General features: G+C 65.5%; 19 protein-coding genes. 9 read left to right on the top strand and 10 right to left on the bottom strand.

Annotated features, from left to right (window positions below; genetic code table 11):
* Positions 1-27: 27 nt before the first annotated feature.
* The 3 genes from ACSBQT_RS07910 to ACSBQT_RS07920 all read right to left on the bottom strand — a co-directional run bounded on the left by ACSBQT_RS07910 (position 28) and on the right by ACSBQT_RS07920 (position 5238).
* Positions 28-1422, bottom strand: a complete 1395-nt coding sequence (locus ACSBQT_RS07910; protein WP_370035198.1) for an NAD-dependent succinate-semialdehyde dehydrogenase — start codon at positions 1420-1422, stop codon at positions 28-30.
* Between the two features lie 343 nt (positions 1423-1765).
* Positions 1766-4219, bottom strand: a complete 2454-nt coding sequence (locus ACSBQT_RS07915) for a transketolase-like TK C-terminal-containing protein (protein ID WP_410709416.1) — start codon at positions 4217-4219, stop codon at positions 1766-1768.
* Between the two features lie 2 nt (positions 4220-4221).
* Positions 4222-5238, bottom strand: a complete 1017-nt coding sequence (locus tag ACSBQT_RS07920; RefSeq protein WP_410709415.1) for a 1-aminocyclopropane-1-carboxylate deaminase — start codon at positions 5236-5238, stop codon at positions 4222-4224.
* A gap of 171 nt (positions 5239-5409) precedes the next feature.
* Between ACSBQT_RS07920 and ACSBQT_RS07925 the strand changes: the two genes are divergently transcribed.
* The 8 genes from ACSBQT_RS07925 (at position 5410) to ACSBQT_RS07960 (ending at position 13123) form a co-directional block, all read left to right on the top strand.
* Complete coding sequence (locus ACSBQT_RS07925) at positions 5410-6069, top strand: GntR family transcriptional regulator (protein ID WP_410709414.1); 660 nt, start codon at positions 5410-5412, stop codon at positions 6067-6069.
* 143 nt (positions 6070-6212) lie between these two features.
* Positions 6213-7283 (top strand): alpha/beta hydrolase family esterase, encoded by a 1071-nt coding sequence (locus ACSBQT_RS07930; protein ID WP_435001382.1) that lies wholly within the window; start codon positions 6213-6215, stop codon positions 7281-7283.
* Positions 7284-7341: 58 nt separating this feature from the next.
* On the top strand, positions 7342-8055 hold the full coding sequence (locus tag ACSBQT_RS07935) for a FadR/GntR family transcriptional regulator (RefSeq protein ID WP_410709412.1): 714 nt from the start codon (positions 7342-7344) through the stop codon (positions 8053-8055).
* Positions 8052-8873 carry a creatininase family protein gene (locus ACSBQT_RS07940; RefSeq protein ID WP_410709411.1) on the top strand — a complete coding sequence of 274 codons (822 nt, stop codon included), beginning with the start codon at positions 8052-8054 and terminating at the stop codon, positions 8871-8873. Before ACSBQT_RS07935 ends, ACSBQT_RS07940 begins: the two co-directional genes overlap by 4 nt.
* A 128-nt stretch (positions 8874-9001) precedes the next feature.
* Positions 9002-10546 carry an AbgT family transporter gene (locus ACSBQT_RS07945; RefSeq protein ID WP_410709410.1) on the top strand — a complete coding sequence of 515 codons (1545 nt, stop codon included), beginning with the start codon at positions 9002-9004 and terminating at the stop codon, positions 10544-10546.
* A 512-nt stretch (positions 10547-11058) separates the two neighbouring features.
* Complete coding sequence (locus tag ACSBQT_RS07950; protein WP_410709409.1) at positions 11059-11673, top strand: DUF6230 family protein; 615 nt, start codon at positions 11059-11061, stop codon at positions 11671-11673.
* Positions 11673-12287 (top strand): DUF6114 domain-containing protein, encoded by a 615-nt coding sequence (locus ACSBQT_RS07955; protein ID WP_200885320.1) that lies wholly within the window; start codon positions 11673-11675, stop codon positions 12285-12287. Before ACSBQT_RS07950 ends, ACSBQT_RS07955 begins: the two co-directional genes overlap by 1 nt.
* Positions 12284-13123, top strand: a complete 840-nt coding sequence (locus ACSBQT_RS07960) for a hypothetical protein (RefSeq protein WP_410709408.1) — start codon at positions 12284-12286, stop codon at positions 13121-13123. Before ACSBQT_RS07955 ends, ACSBQT_RS07960 begins: the two co-directional genes overlap by 4 nt.
* Before the next feature lie 73 nt (positions 13124-13196).
* Here ACSBQT_RS07960 and ACSBQT_RS07965 read toward each other — a convergent pair whose 3' ends face one another.
* From ACSBQT_RS07965 to eat, 7 genes are all read right to left on the bottom strand, one after another.
* Positions 13197-14870, bottom strand: a complete 1674-nt coding sequence (locus ACSBQT_RS07965) for an alanine/glycine:cation symporter family protein (protein ID WP_410709407.1) — start codon at positions 14868-14870, stop codon at positions 13197-13199.
* A 226-nt stretch (positions 14871-15096) separates the two neighbouring features.
* Entirely contained in the window at positions 15097-15879 is a 783-nt protein-coding gene (locus tag ACSBQT_RS07970; protein WP_410709405.1) for a type 1 glutamine amidotransferase, read from the bottom strand.
* Positions 15880-15908: 29 nt separating this feature from the next.
* Positions 15909-16685 (bottom strand): 3-oxoacyl-ACP reductase, encoded by a 777-nt coding sequence (locus tag ACSBQT_RS07975; RefSeq protein WP_370035182.1) that lies wholly within the window; start codon positions 16683-16685, stop codon positions 15909-15911.
* A gap of 43 nt (positions 16686-16728) precedes the next feature.
* On the bottom strand, positions 16729-18096 hold the full coding sequence (locus ACSBQT_RS07980; RefSeq protein WP_410709403.1) for an aldehyde dehydrogenase family protein: 1368 nt from the start codon (positions 18094-18096) through the stop codon (positions 16729-16731).
* The gene (locus ACSBQT_RS07985; protein WP_435001387.1) at positions 18093-18863 is read right to left on the bottom strand and encodes a gamma-glutamyl-gamma-aminobutyrate hydrolase family protein; all 771 of its coding nucleotides are present in this window, start codon (positions 18861-18863) and stop codon (positions 18093-18095) included. The genes ACSBQT_RS07980 and ACSBQT_RS07985 overlap by 4 nt, the downstream gene beginning before the upstream one ends.
* The gene (locus tag ACSBQT_RS07990; protein ID WP_410709400.1) at positions 18844-20262 is read right to left on the bottom strand and encodes a glutamine synthetase family protein; all 1419 of its coding nucleotides are present in this window, start codon (positions 20260-20262) and stop codon (positions 18844-18846) included. The genes ACSBQT_RS07985 and ACSBQT_RS07990 overlap by 20 nt, the downstream gene beginning before the upstream one ends.
* A gap of 47 nt (positions 20263-20309) precedes the next feature.
* Positions 20310-21746 (bottom strand): ethanolamine permease, encoded by a 1437-nt coding sequence (eat, locus tag ACSBQT_RS07995; protein ID WP_410709399.1) that lies wholly within the window; start codon positions 21744-21746, stop codon positions 20310-20312.
* 188 nt (positions 21747-21934) lie between these two features.
* Here eat and ACSBQT_RS08000 point away from each other — a divergent pair, with 188 nt between their 5' ends.
* Positions 21935-22681 carry a FadR/GntR family transcriptional regulator gene (locus ACSBQT_RS08000; protein ID WP_410709397.1) on the top strand — a complete coding sequence of 249 codons (747 nt, stop codon included), beginning with the start codon at positions 21935-21937 and terminating at the stop codon, positions 22679-22681.
* The last annotated feature ends 73 nt before the right edge of the window (positions 22682-22754 follow it).

Consider the following 22754-nt stretch of genomic DNA (forward strand, 5'->3'; position numbering starts at 1 on the left):
CTGCAACAGTCCCCGCAGGGACCCCAGTCAGTCAGCCACGTAGTACATGCGCTTGTTGACGAACTCGTCCATGCCGTAGGGGCCGAGTTCGCGGCCGAAGCCCGAACGCTTCGTGCCGCCGAACGGGATCTCCGCACCTTCACCGGCCGGGGTGTTGACGTTGGACATGCCGACATCGAGGCGCTGTGCGAGCTTCGCTGCGCGCTCCTCGTCCTTGGCGAACACGGCGCCGCCGAGGCCGAAGCGAGAGTCATTGGCCAGAGCCAGTGCCTCATCATCGCTGCTGACCTTGTAGACGGTGGCCACGGGGCCGAAGAGCTCTTCGCGGTAGGCGTCCATCTCCGAGGTGACTCCGGTGAGCACGGCCGGCGAGACATACGCGGATCCGTCGGTGGCGAGCTCGCCGCCGACGAGGGTCGCACCCTGCTCGACGGCACGGTCGAGCTGCTTGCGCAGGTTCTCGGCGGCCGAACGCGAGGACAGGGGCGAGTACTTGCCGTCGCCCGCCTCGGCGGGGGTGCCCTTCTCCCAGGACTGGGCACGCTCGGTCAGACCGGACACGAAGTCGTCGTAGATGTCGTCCATGACGATCATCCGCTTGTTCGCATTGCAGACCTGGCCGGTGTTGTACAGGCGGGTGCCCCAGGCGGTGTCGACGGCCTCGTTCATGTCGTCGGTGTCGAGGATGATGTACGGGTCGGAGCCGCCGAGCTCGAGCACGGCCTTCTTGAGGTACTTGCCGGCCGTGGCGGCCACGGCCGATCCGGCGCGCTCGGAACCGGTCAGGGACACGCCTTCGACGCGGTCGTCGGCGATGATCGTCTCGATCTGCTCATGGGTGGCGTAGATGTTGTTGTACACGCCCTCGGGGATGCCGCCTTCCTTCATGAGCTCGGCGATCTTCGCCGAGGAGCGGGGGCAGATCTCCGCATGCTTGAGGATGATGGTGTTGCCGAGCACGAGGTTCGGTGCGGCGAAGCGAGCGACCTGGTAGTAGGGGAAGTTCCAGGGCATGATGCCCAGCAGCGTGCCGACTGGACGGCGCTGGATGAAGGCCTTGCCACCCGACATCGATTCGATCGGCTCATCGGCGGCGAACTTCGGTCCGTTGTCGGCGTAGTAGTTGAAGATCGCCTCGCAGAACTCGGCCTCTTCCTCTCCCTCGGCGGTGGGCTTGCCCATCTCCTCGGCGATGATCTTCGCGAGCTCTTCCTTGTGCTCGCCGAAGAGAGCGGCGACCTTGTTGACGATCGCAGCGCGTTCCTCGATCGTCTTCTCGCGCCAGCTCAGGTAGCCCTTGTGTGCGGATTCGAGGACCTGCTGGACCTCTTCGTCGGTGGCATTGTCGAACTTCTCGACGACCTCACCTGTAGCCGGGTTCTCGACACGGTAGCCGCCTGCAGCACTGCCTACGTTGCTCATTCCAGACTCCTTTGACTTGTGCGCGCCTGTTGGCGCCGCTGAAGCAATTGCATACCTGTTTGCCGTCCGAATCGACGGAATGCGTATGCCTGCCACCCACGCTATCAATACGTGACCCGCGCAACAAGTGCCGAAACCTGGGGGAATCCTCAGTCCCGGATCGACCGCGATCCCCTCGCCGAGGCGATGCGGATTCCGAATCGTTCACGACGAAATTCGAACCGCGCTCGCAGCGAGGGAATACTGGCATCGATCGGGGACCACCCTCCTCGGCGAGGGGTCCGCTCCGGTCCCTGTTCATCGAACCAGAGGACCGAAACGGTTCACCTCGCGGCTCGGGAACTCACCGCCCCACGAGGTCGAGTCCGGCGCGCACGATCGAATCCGTGTCGATCCCGTGGATTGCGTAGGCCTCCCCCACCGAGGATGCCTGACCGAATTCGGTGACCCCGAGGTTCCGTGTGCGATCCCCGCGCACTCCGGAGAGGAACGAGAGAGTGTGCGGGTGCCCGTCGAGGACGGTGACCAAGGGGGCCGGATGCTCTGCGGGGAAGAGTTCGTCGGCGATTGCCGAGCGGACACTCGAACGGACCTGCGACCGCGCCTGCACCGATCGGAACACCTTCGACGGGGAGCTCAGGCAGACGATTCCGGCCCGCACGCCCAGGGATTCCAGCCGGGCCGCCGCTTCGATCACCTCGGTCATGATGGCCCCAGCACCGACGAGAGTGACCTCATCCTCGGCGGCCGGTCTGGCGGAGAGCCGATAGCCGCCGGCGATGACCTGGTCGCGGCGACGTTCCCGCAGCAGCGGGTCCTCGGGCACTCCTGCCAGCGCCTGCTCCACCGGCCTCGTCGTCAGCCGGAAGTAGGCGGAGTCGCCGTCCGGGTCGGCGAGTTCGCGCAGCGCTTCGAGCAGAGTCCACTCGAGGTCCTGGGCGAAGGCCGGCTCCCAGCTCGTCAGGCCCGGGATCTCAAGAGTCACCGACGGTGTGTTGAACGACTGGTGCGCCCCGCCTTCCGGCGCGAGCGACACACCCGAGGGCGTGCCGACCATGATCGAGCGCCCACCCGCGTAGAGGCTGAAGGTCCAGGGCTCGAGAGCACGGTTGATGAAGGGATCGTAGATCGTGGCGATCGGCAGCAGCGGCTGTCCCCAGCGCTGCCCGGTGGACCCGAGCTCTCCGGCCAGGGAGACGAGGTTGACCTCGGCGATGCCGAGTTCGATGTGCTGTCCGCTCGTGCCCTCCTGCCAGCGCAGCACCCGTTCCCGATCATCGGAGAACCAGTCATGCCGGCCCGCCGGGGACCAGATTCCTGTCTTGTTGATCCATCCGCCGAGGTTCGTCGACGTCGCGACGTCCGGTGACAGGGTCACAACCCGCTGGGCCACCTCGGGTGCGACGTGCTTGAGGTCGGAGAGGAACCGGCCCAGCGCCGCCTGGGTGGAGATCTGCGGTCGCGGGGTGAAGCCCAGTTCGGCGGGCACCTCGGCCACGGTGTGGTCGGTGACCGGTTCCCGCCGCAGCCGCTGCGCGGTTTCGGCACAGAATCGGCCGGCCGGGGTGTCCGGAGCGAAGGCGACCCACGGATCGTCGAGGTCCATCCCCGAGGCGGCCGCGAGCTCGCGCATCTGCGCTTCGGTCAGCTGCGCGGCATGGTTGCCGGGATGGCCCTCCGTGGCCAGCCCCTTGCCTTTGATCGTGTAGGCGAAGACGACCGTCGGCCGGTCGTCGTCGATGGCGTCGAACGTCGACACGAGCTGGCCGAGGTCATGTCCGCCCAGGTCACGGATGAGGGAGGCGAGACCGTCCGCGTCGAAGCCGTCGATGACCGCGGACAGGGCGGCCGCCTCGGTGTCGGTGAGACCCGAGAGCAGCCGGTCGTGGATCTCGGACGGATGGGCACGCAGCAGCCGCTGGTATTCCGGATTGGGCATCTGCACGAGCCGATTTTTGAGCGCCGCGCCCCCGGGAGCTGCGAACACGGCTTCGAGTCGGCGCCCCCACGGGCAGGTGAGCACCTGCCACCCGGCGGCATCGAACATGCCCTGCAGACGGCGGATCTGGACATCGGGAATGACCCTGTCGAGCGACTGCCGGTTGAGGTCGACGATCCACACGATCTCACCGAGGCTGCGCACCTCCGGATCGATGATCGCCTCCCACACCGCACCTTCGTCCATCTCCGCGTCGCCGAGCAGGGAGTAGAACCGGCCGGCTTCCGGAGTCTCGGGGAAACGGTCGGAGACGTAGCGGTGGGACAGGGCCGCCCAGATGGGAGCGGTCGCGCCGATGCCCACGGATCCGGTGGAGAAGTCCACCGTGTCCGGGTCCTTCGTCCGTGACGGGTAGGGCTGGAGTCCCCCGCGGCTGCGCAGGGTGTCGAGGAATTCCTCGCCGAGGTCGCCGAGCAGATAGTTGATCGCGTGGAGGACCGGCGAGGCGTGGGGTTTGACCGAGACGCGGTCGATGGCGCGCAGTCGGGTGAACCACAGCGCCGTCATGATCCCGGTCATCGACGCCGACGAGGACTGATGACCGCCGACCTTGACCCCGTCCGGATTGACTCGGCCGCGGTTGGCGCGGTCGATGATCGAGGTCGCCAGCCACAGCACGCGCTGGGCGATCTCGTCGAGGATCTCATCATCACCCGAGGTCGAGGCCCGCAGCGGACGGTCGTTCGTCCCGGGCGGGCTGACCTGCAGGGAGGTCTCGAATTGGTGGCGATCCGTGTCCTGTGCTGTTGATGCCTGAGCCGCCGACTCCTGTGCTGTCGCCTCCTGTGCGGTGCTCATCGTCAGAAGATCGAGGAGTAGGCGTTGAGTGCGAGCTGTCCGCCGAGGTGGGCGTAGAGGACGGTCGAGTCTTTGCCGATCGTGCCGTCTCCGACGAGGTCGAGGAGGCCGGCCATCGACTTGCCTTCGTAGACAGGGTCGAGGATGACGCCTTCGAGCTGGGCGGTGGTGCGGATCGCGTTCACGGTCGTCTCGTCGGGGATGCCGTAGGCCGGGCCTTCCCAACCGGTTCGGATATCGACGTCGTCATCGGTGATCTCACGCCCGAGGCCGATGAGTTCGGCGGTGGTGTTCGCGATCCTCTTCACCTGGTCGCGAGTCTTCTCGATCGTGGCCGATGCATCGATGCCGATGACCTTGCGCTTCGGCCCGCCGGCGGCTTCGAGGGCGGCGAATCCGGCGATCATTCCGGCGTGCGTCGAGCCGGTCACGGTGCACACGACGATGGTGTCGAAGAAGACGCCGAGTTCCTTCTCCTGTTCGGCGACCTCATACGCCCAGTTCGCGAAGCCGAGTCCGCCGAACTTGTGCTCGGAGGCGCCGGCCGGGATCGGGTAGGGCTTGCCGCCTGATTCTTCGACCTCGGCCAGGGCGTTCTCCCAGCTCGAACGGATGCCGATGTCGAATCCGGCCGAGTCGAGGCGGACGTCGGCTCCCATGATGCGCGAGAGCTCGATATTGCCGACCTTGTCGTTGACCGGGTCCTCCCAGTCGACCCAGCGTTCCTGCACGAGACGCGCCTTCAGTCCCAGATGAGCGGCGACCGCGGCGACCTGGCGGGTGTGGTTGGACTGGTAGCCGCCGATGGACACGAGCGTGTCCGCGCCCGAGGCGAGGACATCGGGAACGATGTACTCGAGCTTGCGGGTCTTGTTGCCGCCGAAGGCGAGTCCGGAGTTGACGTCTTCACGTTTGGCCCAGACACGGGCCCCGCCGAGGTGGTCGCTCAGTCGCGGGAGCTCGTGCACGGGGCTCGGCCCGAAGGTGAGTGGGTAGCGTTCGAAGTCGGTGATGGCCATGATGTCCTCTGTTCTCTGGTGCGTTCGCTTCGGGGCGACTGCTTTCGCGTGCGATGTGTCCTGGATCGCAATATGCAATATATTGCATTCTGCTGGTGGTTACAATGAGTCAGAGTTCGAGTCCCATTCCGCGGGACGAGACCTGCCCACTCAGAGACAAGGTGAACGAGCGTGCCGATCCCCACGGATTCCCCCGCCCCGCAGCGCAGCCTGTTGCGCGATGACGTCTATCGGTCGATCCGCGACGCCATCGTCCGCGGCCAGCTCGCCCCCGGCGAACAGCTGCGTGATCAGGAGCTCGGCGCCTGGCTGCAGGTGTCCAGAACGCCCGTGCGCGAGGCGCTTCAACGTTTGGCGCAGACCGGACTCGTCGTGGCGGAGCCGGGCCGGATGACGCGCGTGGCCCCAGAGGATCCGGAACTCATCCTCGCGGCCCGGCAGATCGCCGCCGAACTCCACGGTCTGGCGATCGACCTCGCCTTCCCAACTCTCGACGAGGCAGCTCTGAATGAGATGGAGCAGGCGAACGGCCGATTGAGCGCGGCCCTCGCGGCCGGCGATGCCGAGGCGGCGATTGCGGCCGATGACGACTTCCACGAGGTGGCCCTCACTCGATCCGGCAATCCCCTCATTCCCGATCACCTCGAGGTCGTCACCGCCACTCTGCGCCGCGCGGAGTTCCTGCACTTCGAATCGGTGAAGGGATCGGCTTCACCGGAGCAGCACACCGAGATCATCGCCGCCATCCGCGCCGGTGAGCATGCGCATGCCGTCGCGCTGACGAAGGCGAACTGGTCAACCATCGAAGGGGATTCGCCGCAGACGGCCTGAGTCGAACACCTTCCGACCGCGGATTCCGAATCGGCAACACCACTGCCTCCTCGACGACGCCACCGTCATAGCCAATTCATTTAGTCATCTGATGACTTGTGCTAGAGTCCTCACCACGATCACCGACGATCAAAGGACTGACGATGTCATCAATGACGAAACGCATCACGACCACCCTGCTCGCGACCGCCGCGAGCGCTGCTCTGCTGACGGGCACAGTTGCGACCCCAGGAATGGCCGCCACCGCACAGACCGCACCCGCGCATTCTGCCGCCGCTCACACCACCGGCAAGAAGGCATCGACGATACCGGCCGCCCCGTCGGCCGGCTGCGGCACCGAGCAGAAGCCCGGCAATGATGAGAAGACGATACCTACGGAAGACGGCGAGCGCAGCTACCGCATCAACATCCCGCGCGACTACGAGCTCGAGACTCCCCTGCCGCTCGTCCTCGGGTTCCACGGCAACGGGTCCGACGGTGCCGAATTCCAGAACTACACGGGACTGCCGACCCTGCCCGCGATCACCGTCTTCCCCGACGGCGACGAAAGCGACGGCAAACGTTCCTGGCAGGGTGCTCCTTACGCCAGCGGTGCCGATGACGTCGCGTTCGTCGCCGAGCTGCTCGATTCGATCGAGTCCGAGCACTGCATCGACCTCAATCGGGTCTATGCCACCGGCAAGTCGAACGGCGGCGGCATGGTCTCCGTCCTCGCTTGTCACCTGCGCGATCGCTTCTCCGCATTCGCTCCCGTCGCCGGCGCGTACTATCCGCAGTCGACGGAGGGCTGCGACTACTCGACCCCGACGCCGATGCTCGCGATCCACGGCACGGGTGACGCCACGATGCACTACGAGGGAGGTCACCGCCAAGGCGAGGACTACCCCGGTGTGCGCGAATGGATCCAGCCCTGGGCGGGGGCCTCCGGCTGCACGAAGTCCGCTGACCGCCAGGTCGGCCGCAAGGGCGAAGATGTCGTGCGCACCCAATGGGCACAGTGCAGCGAAGGAAAAGAAGGCGGCCGCTCACCCGGCAAGCCCGGCGGATCTGCCGCCGTCGAGCTCTACTCCGTCACCGAAGGCGGCCACGTCTGGCCAGGTGAGGTCGTCTACAGCGGCGGCGGATATGTCACTGAGGATTTCTCGGCCACGGACACGATCTGGGACTTCTTCCTCAACCACCCGGGCGCCACCAAAGGCCCCGCCCAGAAGTGACCGTTGACACGTCCACCCCAAAGTGATTAGATGACTTAAACACTTGAAGGAGAGCACCATGACGTCCACCGTCGGACTCGTCGAACGCCTCACTCGCGAAATCGTCGACACCATCCGCTCCGAGAACCTGCAGCCCGGGCAGACCCTGCCCTCGGCGAAGGTCCTCGCCACCCGCTTCGAGGTCACCGTGCCCACCGTCCGGGAGGCCCTTCGCCGGCTCGAGGCCACGGGTTCGGTCGAGCTCAAGCACGGTTCGGGCACCTACGTCCGCGAGGCGATCAACCGCCGCATCCTCGACAACCCGCACTATGTGCCCGTCGACCTCGCGGCGGCCATCGAACTCCTCGACGCCCGCATCGCGATCGAGCCCGGCATCGCCGAGCTCGCGGCGACCGTGCAGGAAGCCGATGCCGTGGCCTCCATGGAATCCGCGCTCGACAATGCCCTCCAGGTCGAGACCGCGGTCCCGGCCGGTCACTTCCACGTCGAACTCGCTCGCGCTTCGGGCAACCGCGCTCTGCACGAGATGCTCGTGTCCCTGCTGGCCATCCACTCCCGCACCCAGCAGGCGGCGCGCACGAGCTACGACCGACTGCGGGACCACGACGAACACGCGGACATCCTCGATGCGATCCGTCGCGGCGACGGCTTCGAAGCCTCCCACCGCACCCGCAAGCACCTCGAGGCGATCAAGGCCGCCGTCCTCGCCGACTGGACCGACGATGCAGACCAGTCCGGTGACGCCGACACCGCCGAAGGACCCCGGCGATGAGCCGCCCGACGATCTCCGAGATCCGCCCGCATATCCGCGACTACGCCGAGCTCACCTCTTTGGAAGTCGAACTCGCGAAGGACCGAAACAGCCTGCTCGTCCTTCCCGTCGGCGCCTGCGAACAGCACGGCGACGGACTTCCGCTGGGCACCGACAACATCCGTGCCGCCCATGTCGCCCGCGCCGTCGTCGACAGACTGTCTGTCCTCGATGAACGCGCCGGTGGAGATCAGAACAAAGCCTTCGTCCTGCCCGGCATCGACTACGGCGTCTCCCCGCACCACCGCTTCCTGCCCGGTACGATCAACATCGGCCCCCAGCTGTTCATCGACCTCGTCACCTCGATCGTGGGCCAGCTCGCCGATGCCGGATTCGACCGGCTCCTCGTCATCACCGGACACGGCGGCAACCTCTCAGCCCTCGGCGTGGTCCAGCAGGCCCTGCTCGCCACCCACCCCGACTTCGTCTTCGCCTACGCCCCGGTCTCCGGCTTGGCCACCGAGGCGACTGCCGCCCTTCCCCGTACCGAGGTCAGCGGCCACTGCGGAGAGTCCGAGACCTCGCAGATGCTCGCCATCGACGAATCCCTCGTCGATTCTGGCCATCTCAACCCCGGCGCCACCCGGCTCGACGATCTCGACCCGCGCGCCCGACTCTCGCGAACGAAATCACCGTCAACAGCGGTGACGTTCGATCGCTACGCCGACAACGGCGTCCTCGGCGATCCACGGACCGCCACGGCCGCGGCCGGGGCGGACATCCTCGGCGAGGTCGTCGACCGACTCGTCGCCTACTGTCAGGAGCTGCAGAGACTGTGACACCCGCTTCTCACTGACCGGCCGCCCGGCCGAGCACCCCACCACCGATCACCCGATTCCAGTGCCGTAATCACCGTGCCCTGGTGGACCCTGCCCGAAAACTCCGCCTGGACTCTCAGGAGCTCACAATGAAACCGACCCAGACCACCGATACCCCGCAGACCCACGAGCAGGAGAAGCTGCCGCTGGTCATCCGGGCCCTCAACGTCATCGAAGTCGTCGGCAACAAGCTGCCGAACCCCTTCTGGCTGTTCTGGATCCTCGCGGCCATTCTCGCTGTGTTCAGCCTCGTCCTCTCCCTCGCCGGCGCGGGAGTCGAGGATCCCGGCACCGGGGAATGGACCCCGGTGAACAACCTGCTCAGCGGCAACGGCATCGCCATGGCCGTGAGCACTGCCCTCGATGCCTATGAGACCTTCCCGCCGCTCATCACGATCATGGTCGTGATCATGGGAGTTGCCCTGGCCGAGCGCACCGGTCTGCTGTCGACGGCGATGAAGGTCTCGATCGCCCGGGTCCCGGCCGGACTCATCGTCTTCACGGTCGCGTTCATGGGCACGGTCTCCCACGTCGCCTCGGCGGCGGCCTATGTCATCCTCGTCCCGCTCGGCGGAATGGTGTTCAAGGCAGTGGGCCGCTCCCCCGTCCTCGGCGTCATCGTCGCCTACACCTCGATCGCCTCCGGCTACGATGCCAGCCCGATCCCGACGCCCAACGATGCGATCTTCGCGGGGATCACGACGGCCGCGGCGAACATCATCGACCCCGACTACATCGTCACCCCGATCGGCAACTGGTACTTCAACATCGCCAGCTCCTTCCTGTTGGCCATCGTCATCACGATCGTCACCGAGCTCGTGCTCATGAAGCGCGACAACCTCGAAGCCGACGAGGATGCCGAGCACGAAGACCTCGTCATCACCGATCAGGAGCGCAAGGCCCTGCGCTGGGCGATGTTCGCCGTCATCGCCGCGGTCATCGCCATCGTCGTCCTCGTCGTCCCGGACGGTGCGCCCCTGCGCGGCGATGGCCCCTTCGGCGAGTCCCCGTTCCTCACCGGAATCGCCTTCCTCATCGCCATGCTTTTCGGCATCGGCGGCATCGTCTACGGCTTCCGCGAGGGCACGATCGAGACCTGGTCGGACGTGCCGAAGCTGATGGGTCAGGGGCTCGCCTCGATCTCCGGGGTCCTCGTCCTCTTCTTCGCCATCGCCCAGTTCCTCGAGTACTTCGAGTGGACGAACATCGGCATGCTCGTCTCGGTCTCCGTGTCCGAACTCTTCACCGGGCTCGGTCTGCCGACGTGGGTGGTGTTCATCCTCGTCCTGCTCGTGCTCTCCGTCGTCAACGTGCTCATCACGTCCGGCTCGGCGATGTGGGCGATCATGGCCCCGGTCATCGTGCCGCTGCTCATGCTGCTCGAGGTGCCGCCGGAGACCTCGCAGGCGATCTTCCGCATCGCCGACTCGGGTTCGACGGCCATCACCCCGATGAGTCCCTACTTCATCCTCGCGCTCGGCTTCATGCAGAAGTATCAGAAGAACGCCGGCATCGGCACGCTCGCCTCGCACACCCTGCCCTTGGCCGTGTGCATGACGATCAGCTGGAGCCTGCTGTTCTTCCTGTGGTGGGGTCTGGGCATTCCGCTCGGTCCCGATGCTCCGGTGCGCTGAGGTGCGCTGAAGTGCGGTGACCGCGCCCGCTCCGGTATTCGCCGCAGCCGATGCCTGGTCAACGCCGGGTCGACGCCGGGTCGACGCCGGGTCGACGCCGGGCCGGGCAGGGCCGATTCCATGCTCACCAGGACGATGTGCGCGGCAAGGGTGACTGACTTCTGAAACGAGTTCTGAAAGCTGAGTTTTGAAAGTTTTGTTCACGGCTCTTCCCGGCCCGCTCCCCGTCACCGAGTCCGAACCTCCGGGCCCTTGGACGCGGGCCCGACCCTCGATTCGAAGACCACGAATACAGCATCTGATCTGGAATGATGTCGCCACGCCCGATCTGGCAGGTAGGCTTTCCACGCGGTCATACGGCCGCCCGAACTCTCCCCCTTGAGAGCACCGGCAACAAAAGATGTTGACGCTCAAACTTCAGCCGCGATACCGTCGGGTAACACCCCGTAGTAACTTACGTCACACGCTGATGCCCACCGAGCCTTCGGTGGTCAAATGGTCAAGGAGGATCAATGAAGTTCCGCAACCCCAGCCTCATCCGCAGGCTCGTCTCGTCTCATGCCGGTCGCATCGCCATGGTCGCGATTCCCACCGGCGTCGTCTCAGCCATGCTCATGGGCGGGGTAGCCCAGGGTGCGGTGCCGGTCTCGTTCGCCATCTCCGGCACTCAGTTCAAGATCTCCTCGACAGAGCTCGATGGAACCGGCTTCTCCCAGTACAGCGGAGTCGCCAAGGACGCAGAAGGCGCCAAGCACGCCGTCGTCACCGCAAACATCAAGAACGCGAGCCTGGAGAACCTCTGCCAGTCGGCCGTGCAGGAAACTCCCCTGGGCAAGGTCGGAATCCTCATCAAGGCTGGCGGCAAAGGCGAACCAGCCACGGCGAAGGACCTGCAGATCGGCATGACCGGACTCGAGGGCGATGCGTCGTTCAACAACATCCGGATCGGCGTCGATGCCTCCGACGTCAACACGAAGGAAAAGGGCAGCAAGGGCGACTTCTCGCAGGACGCCGATACCGTCAACATCAAGGACCTCAAGCAGGATTCGTGGTCGACCACGGCCTCGGTCTTCACGCTCAAGGACATGTCGCTGAAGCTCACCGACGGATCTGAGCAGTGCGACTGATGAGGGACTCAGCAGCCAACGGGCAGCCGACCGATGAACGGGAGGCCGCCGATCAGGAGGCAACCGTGCAGAAGACGAGCCTGCTTGCGCTGTCCCGGCGGAGTCGACGCGCCGATGAGCAGAGCGACTCTTCCGAATCCGGCGTCGAGACGGCGGAGTTCGCCGTCCCGGCTCCGGAGGCCGGGGATGCCGACAGCAGCGAGGGAGCCGAGATGAGCGAACGCGCCGAGAAACGCCAGGGGTTCAAGCACTGGCGTCGGCAGCGCCCCTTCATCGGAGGAGTGCTTGCCGTCCTCGGAGGAATCGAGCTGTTCTTCTCCGGACAGTTGGACCTCGGCAACATGCAGATCCAGTTCGGCATCGAGGGACTGCAGGCGACGGTCCTGCCGATCGCCATCGTCGTCCTCGCTCTGCTGTCGATCTTCCGCCCCACGCATCACGTGTTCTACGGGATCATCGCCCTCGTCCTCGCAGTCTATTCACTCATCGGAGTGAACCTCGGCGGGTTCATCATCGGCATGCTGCTGTCCTCCATCGGCGCGATCCTCATCGTCGCCTGGATGGGACCGCGCGGGCCGAAGGAGTCCGAAGCCGCTGAGGGGGAGACTGCATGAGGGCACCCAGCCGCCGCACGGCCTCAATCCTGGCGGCAGCTGTCCTGATCCTCCCGACGACTCTCGGGGCGGGTTCGGTTGCAGCCGCCCAATCGTCACCGCTGTGCTCACTCGTGGGCACCTGCGATGACAAGGATTCCGCAAAGACCCAGGACCCCGCACCTGCGGATGACCTGTCTCCCGGCATGCCGGTGAAGCCCAGTGATCCACCGACGTCCGACCCCTCGCTGCCCGCACCGGGCCCCACGGATGAACCGAGCGAGGAGCCGACGGAGGAGCCTTCCGAAGAACCCACGGACCCGGGAGGAGGCCTGGGACTCGATGAGCCCAGCGATGATCCGACCGAGGACGAGGATTCGGAGGAAGAGGGCAACGGCGAGTTCCCGTCCGACGCACAGATGGATGAGAACGCGCCGATCTTCACGAAGACTCCGGCCGCAATGGGATCCGAATCCCTGTCGTTCAAGGGCCTCAAGGGGATTTCGTTCGTCTCGGTGCCCACTGCTGACGGCGGGTCCATCGTAGTGCTGAAGATCCAGGCCGACGAGATCACGATCGAGGAATTCTCGCTGACGGTGAAGCCGCCCGAGGAGCACGAGGGATTGGTGACCACGGCCGACACGATGACGCTCAGTGGCAATGTCACTACTTACATCGGTTCGATCACAGCCCAGACGAAGGACGGGAAGTCGCTGACCATCGGGCCGGAGACCCCTCCGCCCATGGACGACGTCGAACCCGGACTTCTGCGAGTCACGATGGGGCTCGTCGGCTCCACCGCTGATTCGATCTCCTACTCCAACACCGATCAAAAGCTCAAGAAGGCCGAAGACTGACCTTGAGCTGAGGCGGAACCCCTCACCGAGGCGGCGCCGACCTTCGAAACAGAAAGGCCCGAAGGCCGCGGACTCAGTCCGCGGCCTTCTGCCGTTCCTGCTTCTTCCGGCGCAGATTATCGCGGACCTCGCGCAGCTTGTCGCGTTTGCGCTTCCGCCCCGCCTCGGCGGCCTTGATCTGCTCCTGGGTGGGTTCGTGGTCACCCATACCGACCTGGAGTTCCACAGGGGTGATTTCCTGCATCACACCGACGTCGATCCTCGTGCGCAGGCGCAGGATCTCGAGGCGCAGGATGCGGGCCAGGAAGTAGATGCCGAGCAGGTTCGGGAAGGCCATGAGGAAGAAGATCGCGTCGGAGAAGGCGATGACCGATTCCAGCGACATCGAGGCGCCGACGACGACGCCGAGGATCCAGAAGATCTGGTAGGCCTTGTCAGCGGCCTTCGAGTTCTTCGTCAGATAGCCCAGCGCCTGCTGTCCGTAGTAGCCGTAGGCGAGGATCGTCGAGAAGGCGAAGAGCACCACGGCGATGGTGAGCAGGATCGGGAACCAGCTCGACACTGTGCCGAACGCCTGCGCCGTCAGGCCGATGCCGTCCTCGGTGCTCTCGGAGTAGAGCCCGGTGGTGATGATCGCCAACGAGGTCAGGGTGCAGATGATGACGGAGTCGATGAGCGGCTCCCACATCGCCACGAAGCCTTCGGTGGCCGGCTTCGTCGTCTTCGAAGCGGCATGGGCCATGCCCGCCGAGCCGATTCCGGCGGCGTTGGAGAACAGCGCACGTTGGATGCCGACGATCGCCACGCCCACGGCACCTCCGGCGACGCCGCCGGGGCTGAAGGCACCGGTGAACATGAGCGCGAAGGCATGCGGGATCTGCCCGGCATTGAGGATGAGGATGACGGCGATCGAAAGGAAATAGAGGATCGCCATGAGCGGAGTCAGCTTCGACGTCCACTGACCGATCTTCTTGATCCCGCCGAGGATGACCAGAGCGGTGAGTGCGGCGATGATCGCGCCGATGAGCCAGAGTTTGTCGGCGAAGAAGCTCGATTCGCTGCCGGTGGCCTGGACGATGATCGCGGCCGCCTGGTTCGCCTGGAACAGGTTGCCGGCGCCGATGACGCCGAGCACGGCGGTGAGCGCATAGAACCCGGCGAGGAACTTCCCGAGCTTGGGTCGACCGATCTCGGCCAGGCCAGCCCGCAGGTAGTACATCGGCCCGCCGGAGACGGAGCCGTCCTCGTTGATCTGCCGGTACTTCACACCGAGTGTCGCCTCGGCCATCTTCACGGTCATGGCGAAGAAGCCGAAGATGATGATCCACAGAGCGGCACCGGGTCCGCCGATCGTGATCGCCACGGCCACACCGGCGATGTTGCCCAAGCCCACGGTGCCCGAGAGTTCGGTGGCGAGCGCCTGGAAGCTCGAGACCTGCCCCGGGTCGGTCTTGCGGGTGAAGCGGCCGCGGATGATGCCGACGGAGTAACGGAGTCCGGTGATCGGTTGGAAGCGGAGGTAGAAGGTGATGAAGACAGCGGCGGCCATGAGCCACACGACGATGAGCGGGATGCCGAGCGAGCCGATCTGCAGTTCGAAGAAGACGATATTGCTGAAGGTCTGTGCGGCTGGCCCGAGGAAGGATTCAATGGCTTCGTCGACTCCGGCGGCGACGAGATTGTTCCCTGTGGCGGAAAGGTCGGCCGCGGAGGCGGTGTGGGCGAGATTTTCGGTTATGGAAGTCATATCTGCGGGCGCGTCATTGCGTTTCGTCCGGAGGGTTGGTCCGGGACCGGCACCTGTCATCAACGTAGCAACCGGATAGACCGGTGTCAGCGATCGCTCAGGAAAAGTGCGTGGCTCTGAGGGTTCTCACAATTTCTTGAGTTTTCAAAGACCTCCGGAACTCCCCTGACCAGTGAGCAGCGTCTCCTCGCCCATCGGACTGCACTCGCCTATCCGCCGGACGGACTTATCCGTCCTGCCGAGCGGAGAGGAAGTCGACGAAGGATCCGGCCAAGCGGCGGCCCACTTCCGCGAGTGCTGCGTCGTGAGCCTCGACCTCCGCGATGATCGAGTCCTCGGTCTTGCCTGCGGGCAGGGCCAAGTCATTGCCGTCCAGCCAGCGAGCGATCTGTGTGGCATCGGTTTCCGGATGGAACTGGGTACCCCACGCGAGTTCGCCGAGGCGGAAGGCCTGGACCGGGGCGTCGGAACCGGTGATGAGGAGTTCGGCTCCGTTCGGCAGCGCCATCTCCTCCTGATGGAAGAGCACGGACGGCAGCCCAGTGCCGCTGGTTGACTCGGCACCGGTTGTCGCCCCACCGGCTGACTCGCCACTGGCCAGTGCCCCGAAGACCGGGTCGGCTTCCCCTGCCGAGGTGGCACCCAGTTCGTAGATCCCGATCTGCGGGTGTGCCCGCCGAGTGATCGGAGCATCGCCGGCGACAGCGAGCATCTCGCCACCGAGACAGATGTTGAGGCTCGGGAACTCCCCGGTGATCGACCGGCGAAGCAGGTCCCTGACCTCGGGGAACCAGGGATTCTCAGCGTCCTCGGTGGGCCCTGCGGATCCGCCGAGGACGATGAGAGCATCGAACGAACCGAGCTCCGGAATGACCTCGCCGAGGTACGGACGGGTCACCACCACCTCGGCGCCGGCTTCGGACAGCCATTCACCGAACCGCTGCGGTCCAGTGCCACGTTCGTGTTCGATGGCGAGGATGCGCACCCGGCGCTGGGAATCGATGCTCATGGCTCCATCCTCTCACCCTCCATGCGTCTCTATTCGGCGGTGACGTAGGCCGAGGAGATACCGCCGTCGACCGTGAAGGTCGAAGCGTTGACGAAGGAGGAGTCGTCGCTGGCGAGGAAGGCCACGGCGGCGGCGATCTCCTCAGGTTCGGCGAAGCGCCCACCGGGGCAGTGGACGAGTCGCCGCTGCGCCTGTACGGGGTCCGAGGCGAAGAGCTCACGCAGCAACGGGGTGTTCACCGGTCCCGGGCACAGTGCGTTGACGCGGATGCCGTCCTTCGCGAACTGGACGCCGAGCTCACGGCTCATCGACAGGACTCCGCCTTTCGACGCCGAGTAGGAGATCTGCGAAGTCGCCGCTCCCATGAGCGCGACGAATGACGCCGTATTGATGACCGACCCCGAGCCCTGCTTGACCATGTGCTCGAGGGCGTACTTGCTGCATAGGTAGACGGAGGTGAGGTTGACCGTCTGCACCCTCGCCCAGGCCTCGATGTCGGTGGTGAGGATCGAATTGTCGTCGGTCGGGTTGATACCGGCGTTGTTGAAGGCGACGTCGACGCGTCCGAAGTGCTCGACGGTGCGGGCGAACAGGTTCTTCACCTCCTCCTCATCGGCGACGTTGACGCGCTCGAAGTGTCCGCCGAGCTCCTCGGCGACCTCGGGTCCGCGCACTTCGTCGAGGTCGCCGATGACGACCTTCGCGCCTTCTTCGGTCAGACGGCGGGCACTGGCCAGTCCGATGCCCGAGGCGCCGCCGGTGATGACGCAGATCTTGTCCTTGAGTCGGGTTGCCGCAGTGGTCATGATTCTCCTGATGATCGTGGTGATGAGGTGGCAGGTGGATGGGTCAGCGCGCTGGCCGCGTCGCGAAGAAGACGTTCTTGACCTCGGTGAATGCGGATACGGCGTCGGGGCCGAGTTCGCGGCCGAGTCCGGACTGCTTGAACCCGCCGAAGGGGGTCGAGTAGCGGACCGAGGAGTGCGAGTTCACCGACAGGTTGCCGGCCTCGACTCCGCGGGAGACCCGCATCGCCCGGTCGAGATCATTCGTCCAGATCGAGCCGGAGAGTCCGTACTCGGTGTCGTTGGCGATGCGCAGGGCGTCCGTTTCGGTATCGAATGGGACGACGGAGAGAACGGGGCCGAAGATCTCCTCGCGGAAGTCGGCCGTCGCTGTGTCCGGCGGGGTGAGCACGGTCGGCGGAAACCAGAAGCCCGGGCCCTCGGGGGCAGAGCCGGTGAAGGCCACCTCGGCGGCAGCCACATAGCCGGCGACCTTCTCTCGGTGAGCTGCGGTGACCAGCGGACCCATGTCCGTGTCCTCGCGGCTCGGATCCGCACAGGCGAAGGACCCGACGGAGGATTCTAGTGCGGCCATGAAGTCGGTGTAGATCCCGCGCTGGACGAGCAGTCGGGACCGGGAGCAGCAGTCCTGGCCGGAGTTGTCGAACACTCCCGCAGGGGCAGCGGCCGCGGCGGCCGTGACATCGGCGTCGTCGAAGACGATGTTCGCGTTCTTCCCGCCGAGTTCGAGAGTGAGATTCTTCACCTGCGCCGCACAGCCGGCCATGATCCGCTTGCCCACCTCGGTGGAACCGGTGAAGACGACCTTGCGTACGGCCGCGTGGGTGACGAAGCGCTCCCCGACGACGGATCCCTTGCCGGGGATGATCTGCAGAACGCCCTCGGGCAAGCCCGCTTCGAGGGCGAGTTCGCCGATGCGGATCGCGGTCAGCGGCGTGATCTCGGCGGGTTTGAGGACCACGGTGTTCCCGGCTGCCAGGGCAGGGGCGAAGCCCCACCCGGCGATCGGCATCGGGAAGTTCCAGGGGACGATGACACCGACAACGCCGAGCGGTTCGGCGAAGGTGATGTTCACTCCCCCGTCGACGGGGATCTGCCGACCGAAGAGCCTCTCCGGCACCGCCGCATAGTATTCGAGGACATCGCGGACGTTGCCGGCCTCCCACCGGGCGTTCCCGATCGTGTGTCCGGCGTTGGCGACCTCGAGCCGGGCGAGCTCTTCGTTGGCCGAGTCGACCTTGTCGGCGAAGCGCCGCAGGAGCCGGGCGCGATCGGCGGGGGCGACGGTCCGCCAGGTTTCGAACGCCCTCGCCGCCTTCTCGATCGCCCGGTCCGTCTGCTCGAGGTCGGCGAGTTCGACTTCGGTGATCGGCTCTTCCGTCGCCGGGTTGATGACCGTGTACGTGCTCACTTCGGTGCTCTCCTTGTTCCTCTGTCTGTCGCGTGTCGTCGTGCCGCCTGAACGAGGGCACGAACGACTCGGTCGTCATCGGGGTCGTGTTCGGGATGCCATTGGACGGCGAAGAGCCATCCCCCGTCAGCCGGATCTCCTGTCTGACTCACGGGCGGGTCCAATTCGATGATCTCGACGAGTCCCTCGGGACTGCGTCCGGTCGCCCGCAGACCGGCGCCGAGGCGGTCGACCCCCTGATGGTGATAGCAGGGTGCCGTGGTCGCCTTGCCGAGGGTCTCCCTGGCCAGTGACCCCGCTTCCGTGGTCACCGTGACCTCGCCGTAGACGCCGGGGGCGGGCTGATAGTCGGAATGCCCAAGCGACTCCGGCAGATGCTGGATCAACGTGCCTCCGTAGGCCACGTTGATGACCTGCATCCCACGGCAGATGCCGAGCACCGGCAGGCGGCGATGCCGCGCGGCCGCCAGGAGCATCATCTCGCTCGAGTCGCGAAACGGGTGGGACACGGTCGTATCGTGCGGATCCTGACCGTACTCGGACGAACCGACATCGGCTCCTCCGGCCAACAGCAGGCCGTCGACACGGTCGAGGACCACAGGGGCCTGTCCGTGGGGCGGCAGGAGCACGGGTATCGCTCCGGAGGCGGCGACCATGCGCACGTAGTCTCCCGGGATGAGAGCCGCCTCGGTGTCCCAGACTCCCCACTGGGCCCGCTGCATGTAGCAGCTGATGCCGATGACGGGGTCAGAGTCTTTCGAAGCCACGGAGCCTCTCCCAGTCGGTGACAGTCGCGTTGTAGGCCTCGAGCTCGATGTCGGCCGCGTGGACGTAGTGGCGGACGACGTAGTCGCCGAACGCGTCCTCGGCGATCTGCGATCCCTCCAACCGGTCGCGCGCACCCTGGAGGGTGGTGGGCAGTCGGGAGGCGCCGGCGGTGTAGGCGTTGCCTTCGGTGATCGCAGGCTGTTCGAGGCCCTTCTCAATCCCGTGGAGTCCCGCCGCGATGAGAGCCGCGGTGGCGAGGTACGGGTTGAGATCGGCCCCGCCGACTCGGCATTCCACGCGCAGAGAGGGTCCCGAGCCGACGGCACGGAAGGCGCAGGTGCGGTTGTCGAAGCCCCAGGCGACCGCGGTCGGAGCGAACGAACCCTCCACGAAGCGCTTGTACGAGTTGATGTTCGGGGCGAAGAAGTAGGTGAAGTCCTCGATGCAGGCGAGCTGACCGGCGATGAACTGCTCCATGAGAGTCGAGAATCCATGTTCGCGGTCTCCGGCCATGACCATATCGCCCTCAGCCGAGCGGAAGCTCAGGTGGATGTGGCACGAGGAGCCCTCCTTCTGGTCGTATTTGGCCATGAAAGTGATCGACTTCCCGTGCTGGGCGGCGATCTCCTTCGCCCCGTTCTTGTAGACCGCGTGGTCGTCGCAGGCTTTGAGGGCGGGCTGGTAGCGGAACGTGATCTCGTGCTGACCGAAGTTGCATTCGCCCTTGGCCCCTTCGACGAAGAGCCCGGCCCCAGCCATCGAATTGCGGATGTCGCGCAGGAGAGGTTCGACTCGGGCGGTGCCGAGGAGGGAGTAGTCGACGTTGTACTGGTTCGAAGGCGTGACCTCGGTGTACTTCGAGGCGAAGGCCTCCTCGTAGCTCGAGTCGAAGGTGATGAACTCGAGTTCGGTGCCGACATGGGCGCTCAAACCATGCTCGGCAAGGCGGGCGAGCTGGCGTTTGAGGATCTGACGTGGGGAGGGCGCCACCTCGGTGCCGGTGGTTGTCAGGAGGTCGCAGTTGACCATCGCGCTGCCCGGCTGCCAGGGCAGGAGGCGCAGGGTCTCCAGGTCGGGCTTCATCACCATGTCGCCGTAGCCGGTCTCCCAGGACGAGACTTCGTAGCCGTCGACGGTGTCCATGTCGACGTCGACGGCGAGCAAGTAGTTGCAGCATTCGGAGCCGTGGTCCATGACGTCTTCGAGGAAGAACTGCACTCCGAGCCGCTTGCCCTGCAGGCGACCCATGTGATCGGTGATGGCAACGACCACGGTGTCGATCGTGCCCTCGGCGGCGAGTCGGCGGAGTTCGTCGACGGTGAGCGGATCGGCCTGGATCGACCCTCGGGAGGTCCTCTGCTCTGAGGTGGGCGAGGTGGGTACCGGAATCTCGGTCATGCGTCGTTCCTTTGCTGTGCGGGGTGGTTGAAGGTGGGTCGTGCGGGCTACTTGAGGCCCTTCTCGGCGGCCTCGATCTGTGCGAACTCCTCTTCCGGGGCGCTCGCGACGAGGTGGTGGCGGGAGTAGAACCAGAAGTAGGCGAGTGCGATGAGGAAGACTCCGGCGGCGATGCCGGCGGCGAGGATGTCGACGAAGAAGGTGGCGATGACGGCCACCGAGGCGAGTGCGAGGGCGATGGAGGTGGTGACGACGCCGCCGGGGGTGCGGTAGCCGCGGGGCAGATCGGGTTCTTTGACGCGCAGGCGGATGTGGGAGAGGTTGAGCAGGACGTAGGAGACCGTGGCACCGAAGACCGCGACGTTGAGGAGGACTCCGCCGTTGCCGTCGACGGCGATCGCGAGGATGAAGCCGATGGTGCCGGGGACGATGAGGGCGAGGACCGGGGTCTTGCGTTTGCCCGTCAGGGACAGCCATTTGGGCAGGTAGCCGGCGCGCGAGAGGGCGAAGAGCTGACGAGAGTAGGCGAAGATGATCGAGAAGAAGCTCGCGATGAGTCCGGCCAGGCCCGCCCAGTTGACGAAGGTCGCGAGGACGGAGTTCTCGCCGTAGATCGTGCGTAGGGCTTCGGGCAGCGGATTGTCCGATTCCCCCATCGCCGAGGCGCCTGCGAGTCCGGGGACGAGGAGGAGCATGAGGGCGCCGAAGACGACGAGCACGGCCATTGCCGTGATGATGCCGCGCGGCATGTCCTTCTTCGGGTTCGCCGATTCCTCGGCGGCCAGCGGGACGCCCTCGACGGCGAGGAAGAACCAGATTCCGAAGACGAGCGAGGCGAGCAGGCCGGAGATGCCCATCGGCATGAAGGCCGATGACCCGAGGGCGCCGGTGGGTTCGATGTCGAAGAGATTGCTCGCATCGAAGTGGCCGACCGCGGCGACCACGAATACGATGAGGGCGATGACGGCGACGGCAGTGATGACGAACATCAGTCGCAGGGCCTCGCCGACTCCCCATAGGTGGATTCCGATGAAGACCGCGTAGGCGACGAGATAGATCGTCCAGGTCGGTACCGATTCCGGCAGAATGCCGAGCGCCTGGACGTAGCCGGCGATGAAGGTCGAGATCGCTGCCGGAGCCATCGTGTACTCGATGAGGATCGCCATGCCTGTGGCGAATCCGCCCAGTGGGCCGAGCGCTCGGCGGGCGAAGCCGTAGCCGGCGCCGGCAGTCGGCAGAGTGGAGGAGAGTTCGGCGAGGCCGAATACCATGCACACGTACATGAGTCCCATGAGGAGGAAGGCGATGAGCAGGCCGCCCCAGCCGCCTTCGGCCAACCCGAGGTTCCAGCCGGAGAAGTCTCCGGAGATGACGTAGGCGACGCCGAGGCCCGCGAGGAGGATCCAGCCGGCCGCGCCCTTCTTCAGCTGTCGCTTTTCGAGGTAGTGCTCATCGACATTGCCGTATTCGATGTTCTTGCTCATGGCTGCCCCTCGGGGTTCTTGTGAGTATCGATCTCGTCGTGGTCGAACTGCCATCCAATGGATCGTTACCAGACCATTAGACTGAGACGAATGTAATCTGACTCACAGATGACTGTCAAGGATTTTCCGCGAGAGTGGAAGAATCAACGAAGATGAGTTGAGCTGCGAGACCAGGAGAGGAGGCAGACGTGGACGGAGCAGAAGAGCCGGGCAGCCCCGGGAATGCGGTCAGCCCGCCCCGCCCGGGAGGCCAGCATGCGCGCGGCGGAAATGTCTTCGAACATACGATTGCGGAGCTGCTGCGGGCGATTCGTCTCGGCAAGTACCTCGTCGGCGACAAACTGCCGGCCGAGCGCGAACTCGCCGCCCAGATCCGGGTCTCGCGGGCGACCCTGAGGCAGGCACTCATCGAGCTTCAGACTGCGGGCATCGTCACGTCCCGTCGCGGTCGCTACGGCGGCACCTATGTGACCCGACTGCCGTCCGCCGACACCGATGAGCGGATCGACCCTGGCGAGCTCGATGATGCCGTCCGGTTTCGCTTGGTTCTCGAGACAGCTGCGGCCCGTATAGTCGCCGAGCGAGACCTCTCCCCGAACGAGGTCGCTGCCCTGACCGCAGCCGAGACTGACTGCCGTACGGTGTTCGCCTCCGCCGAACAGTTCCGCGTGCTCGATGCCAGATTCCACCTCATGATCGCCGAACTCACGCACATGCCATCGCTCATCTCCGCCTCGGCGAGCACTCGCGACCGGGTCAACGCCCTTCTCGACCGGATCCCCTTCATCCATACGAACGTCGAACATTCCTGCGATCAGCACCGAGAGATCGTCGACGCCATCCTCGCCTCTGAGCCCGGTCGTGCCGCCGACCTCGCCGCACAGCATGCGGAAGGCACCGAGAAGCTGCTGCGCGGATTCCTCGAAGAGAGATGAGACCAGCGGCGAATGCTCTTGAACCTGACACCGTGACAGGTGATGGACTGTCAATGACGACAACTGCGGAGAG

The sequence above is a fragment of the Brevibacterium sp. H602 genome (assembly GCF_051172395.1).
Taxonomy (GTDB): Bacteria; Actinomycetota; Actinomycetes; order Actinomycetales; family Brevibacteriaceae; genus Brevibacterium.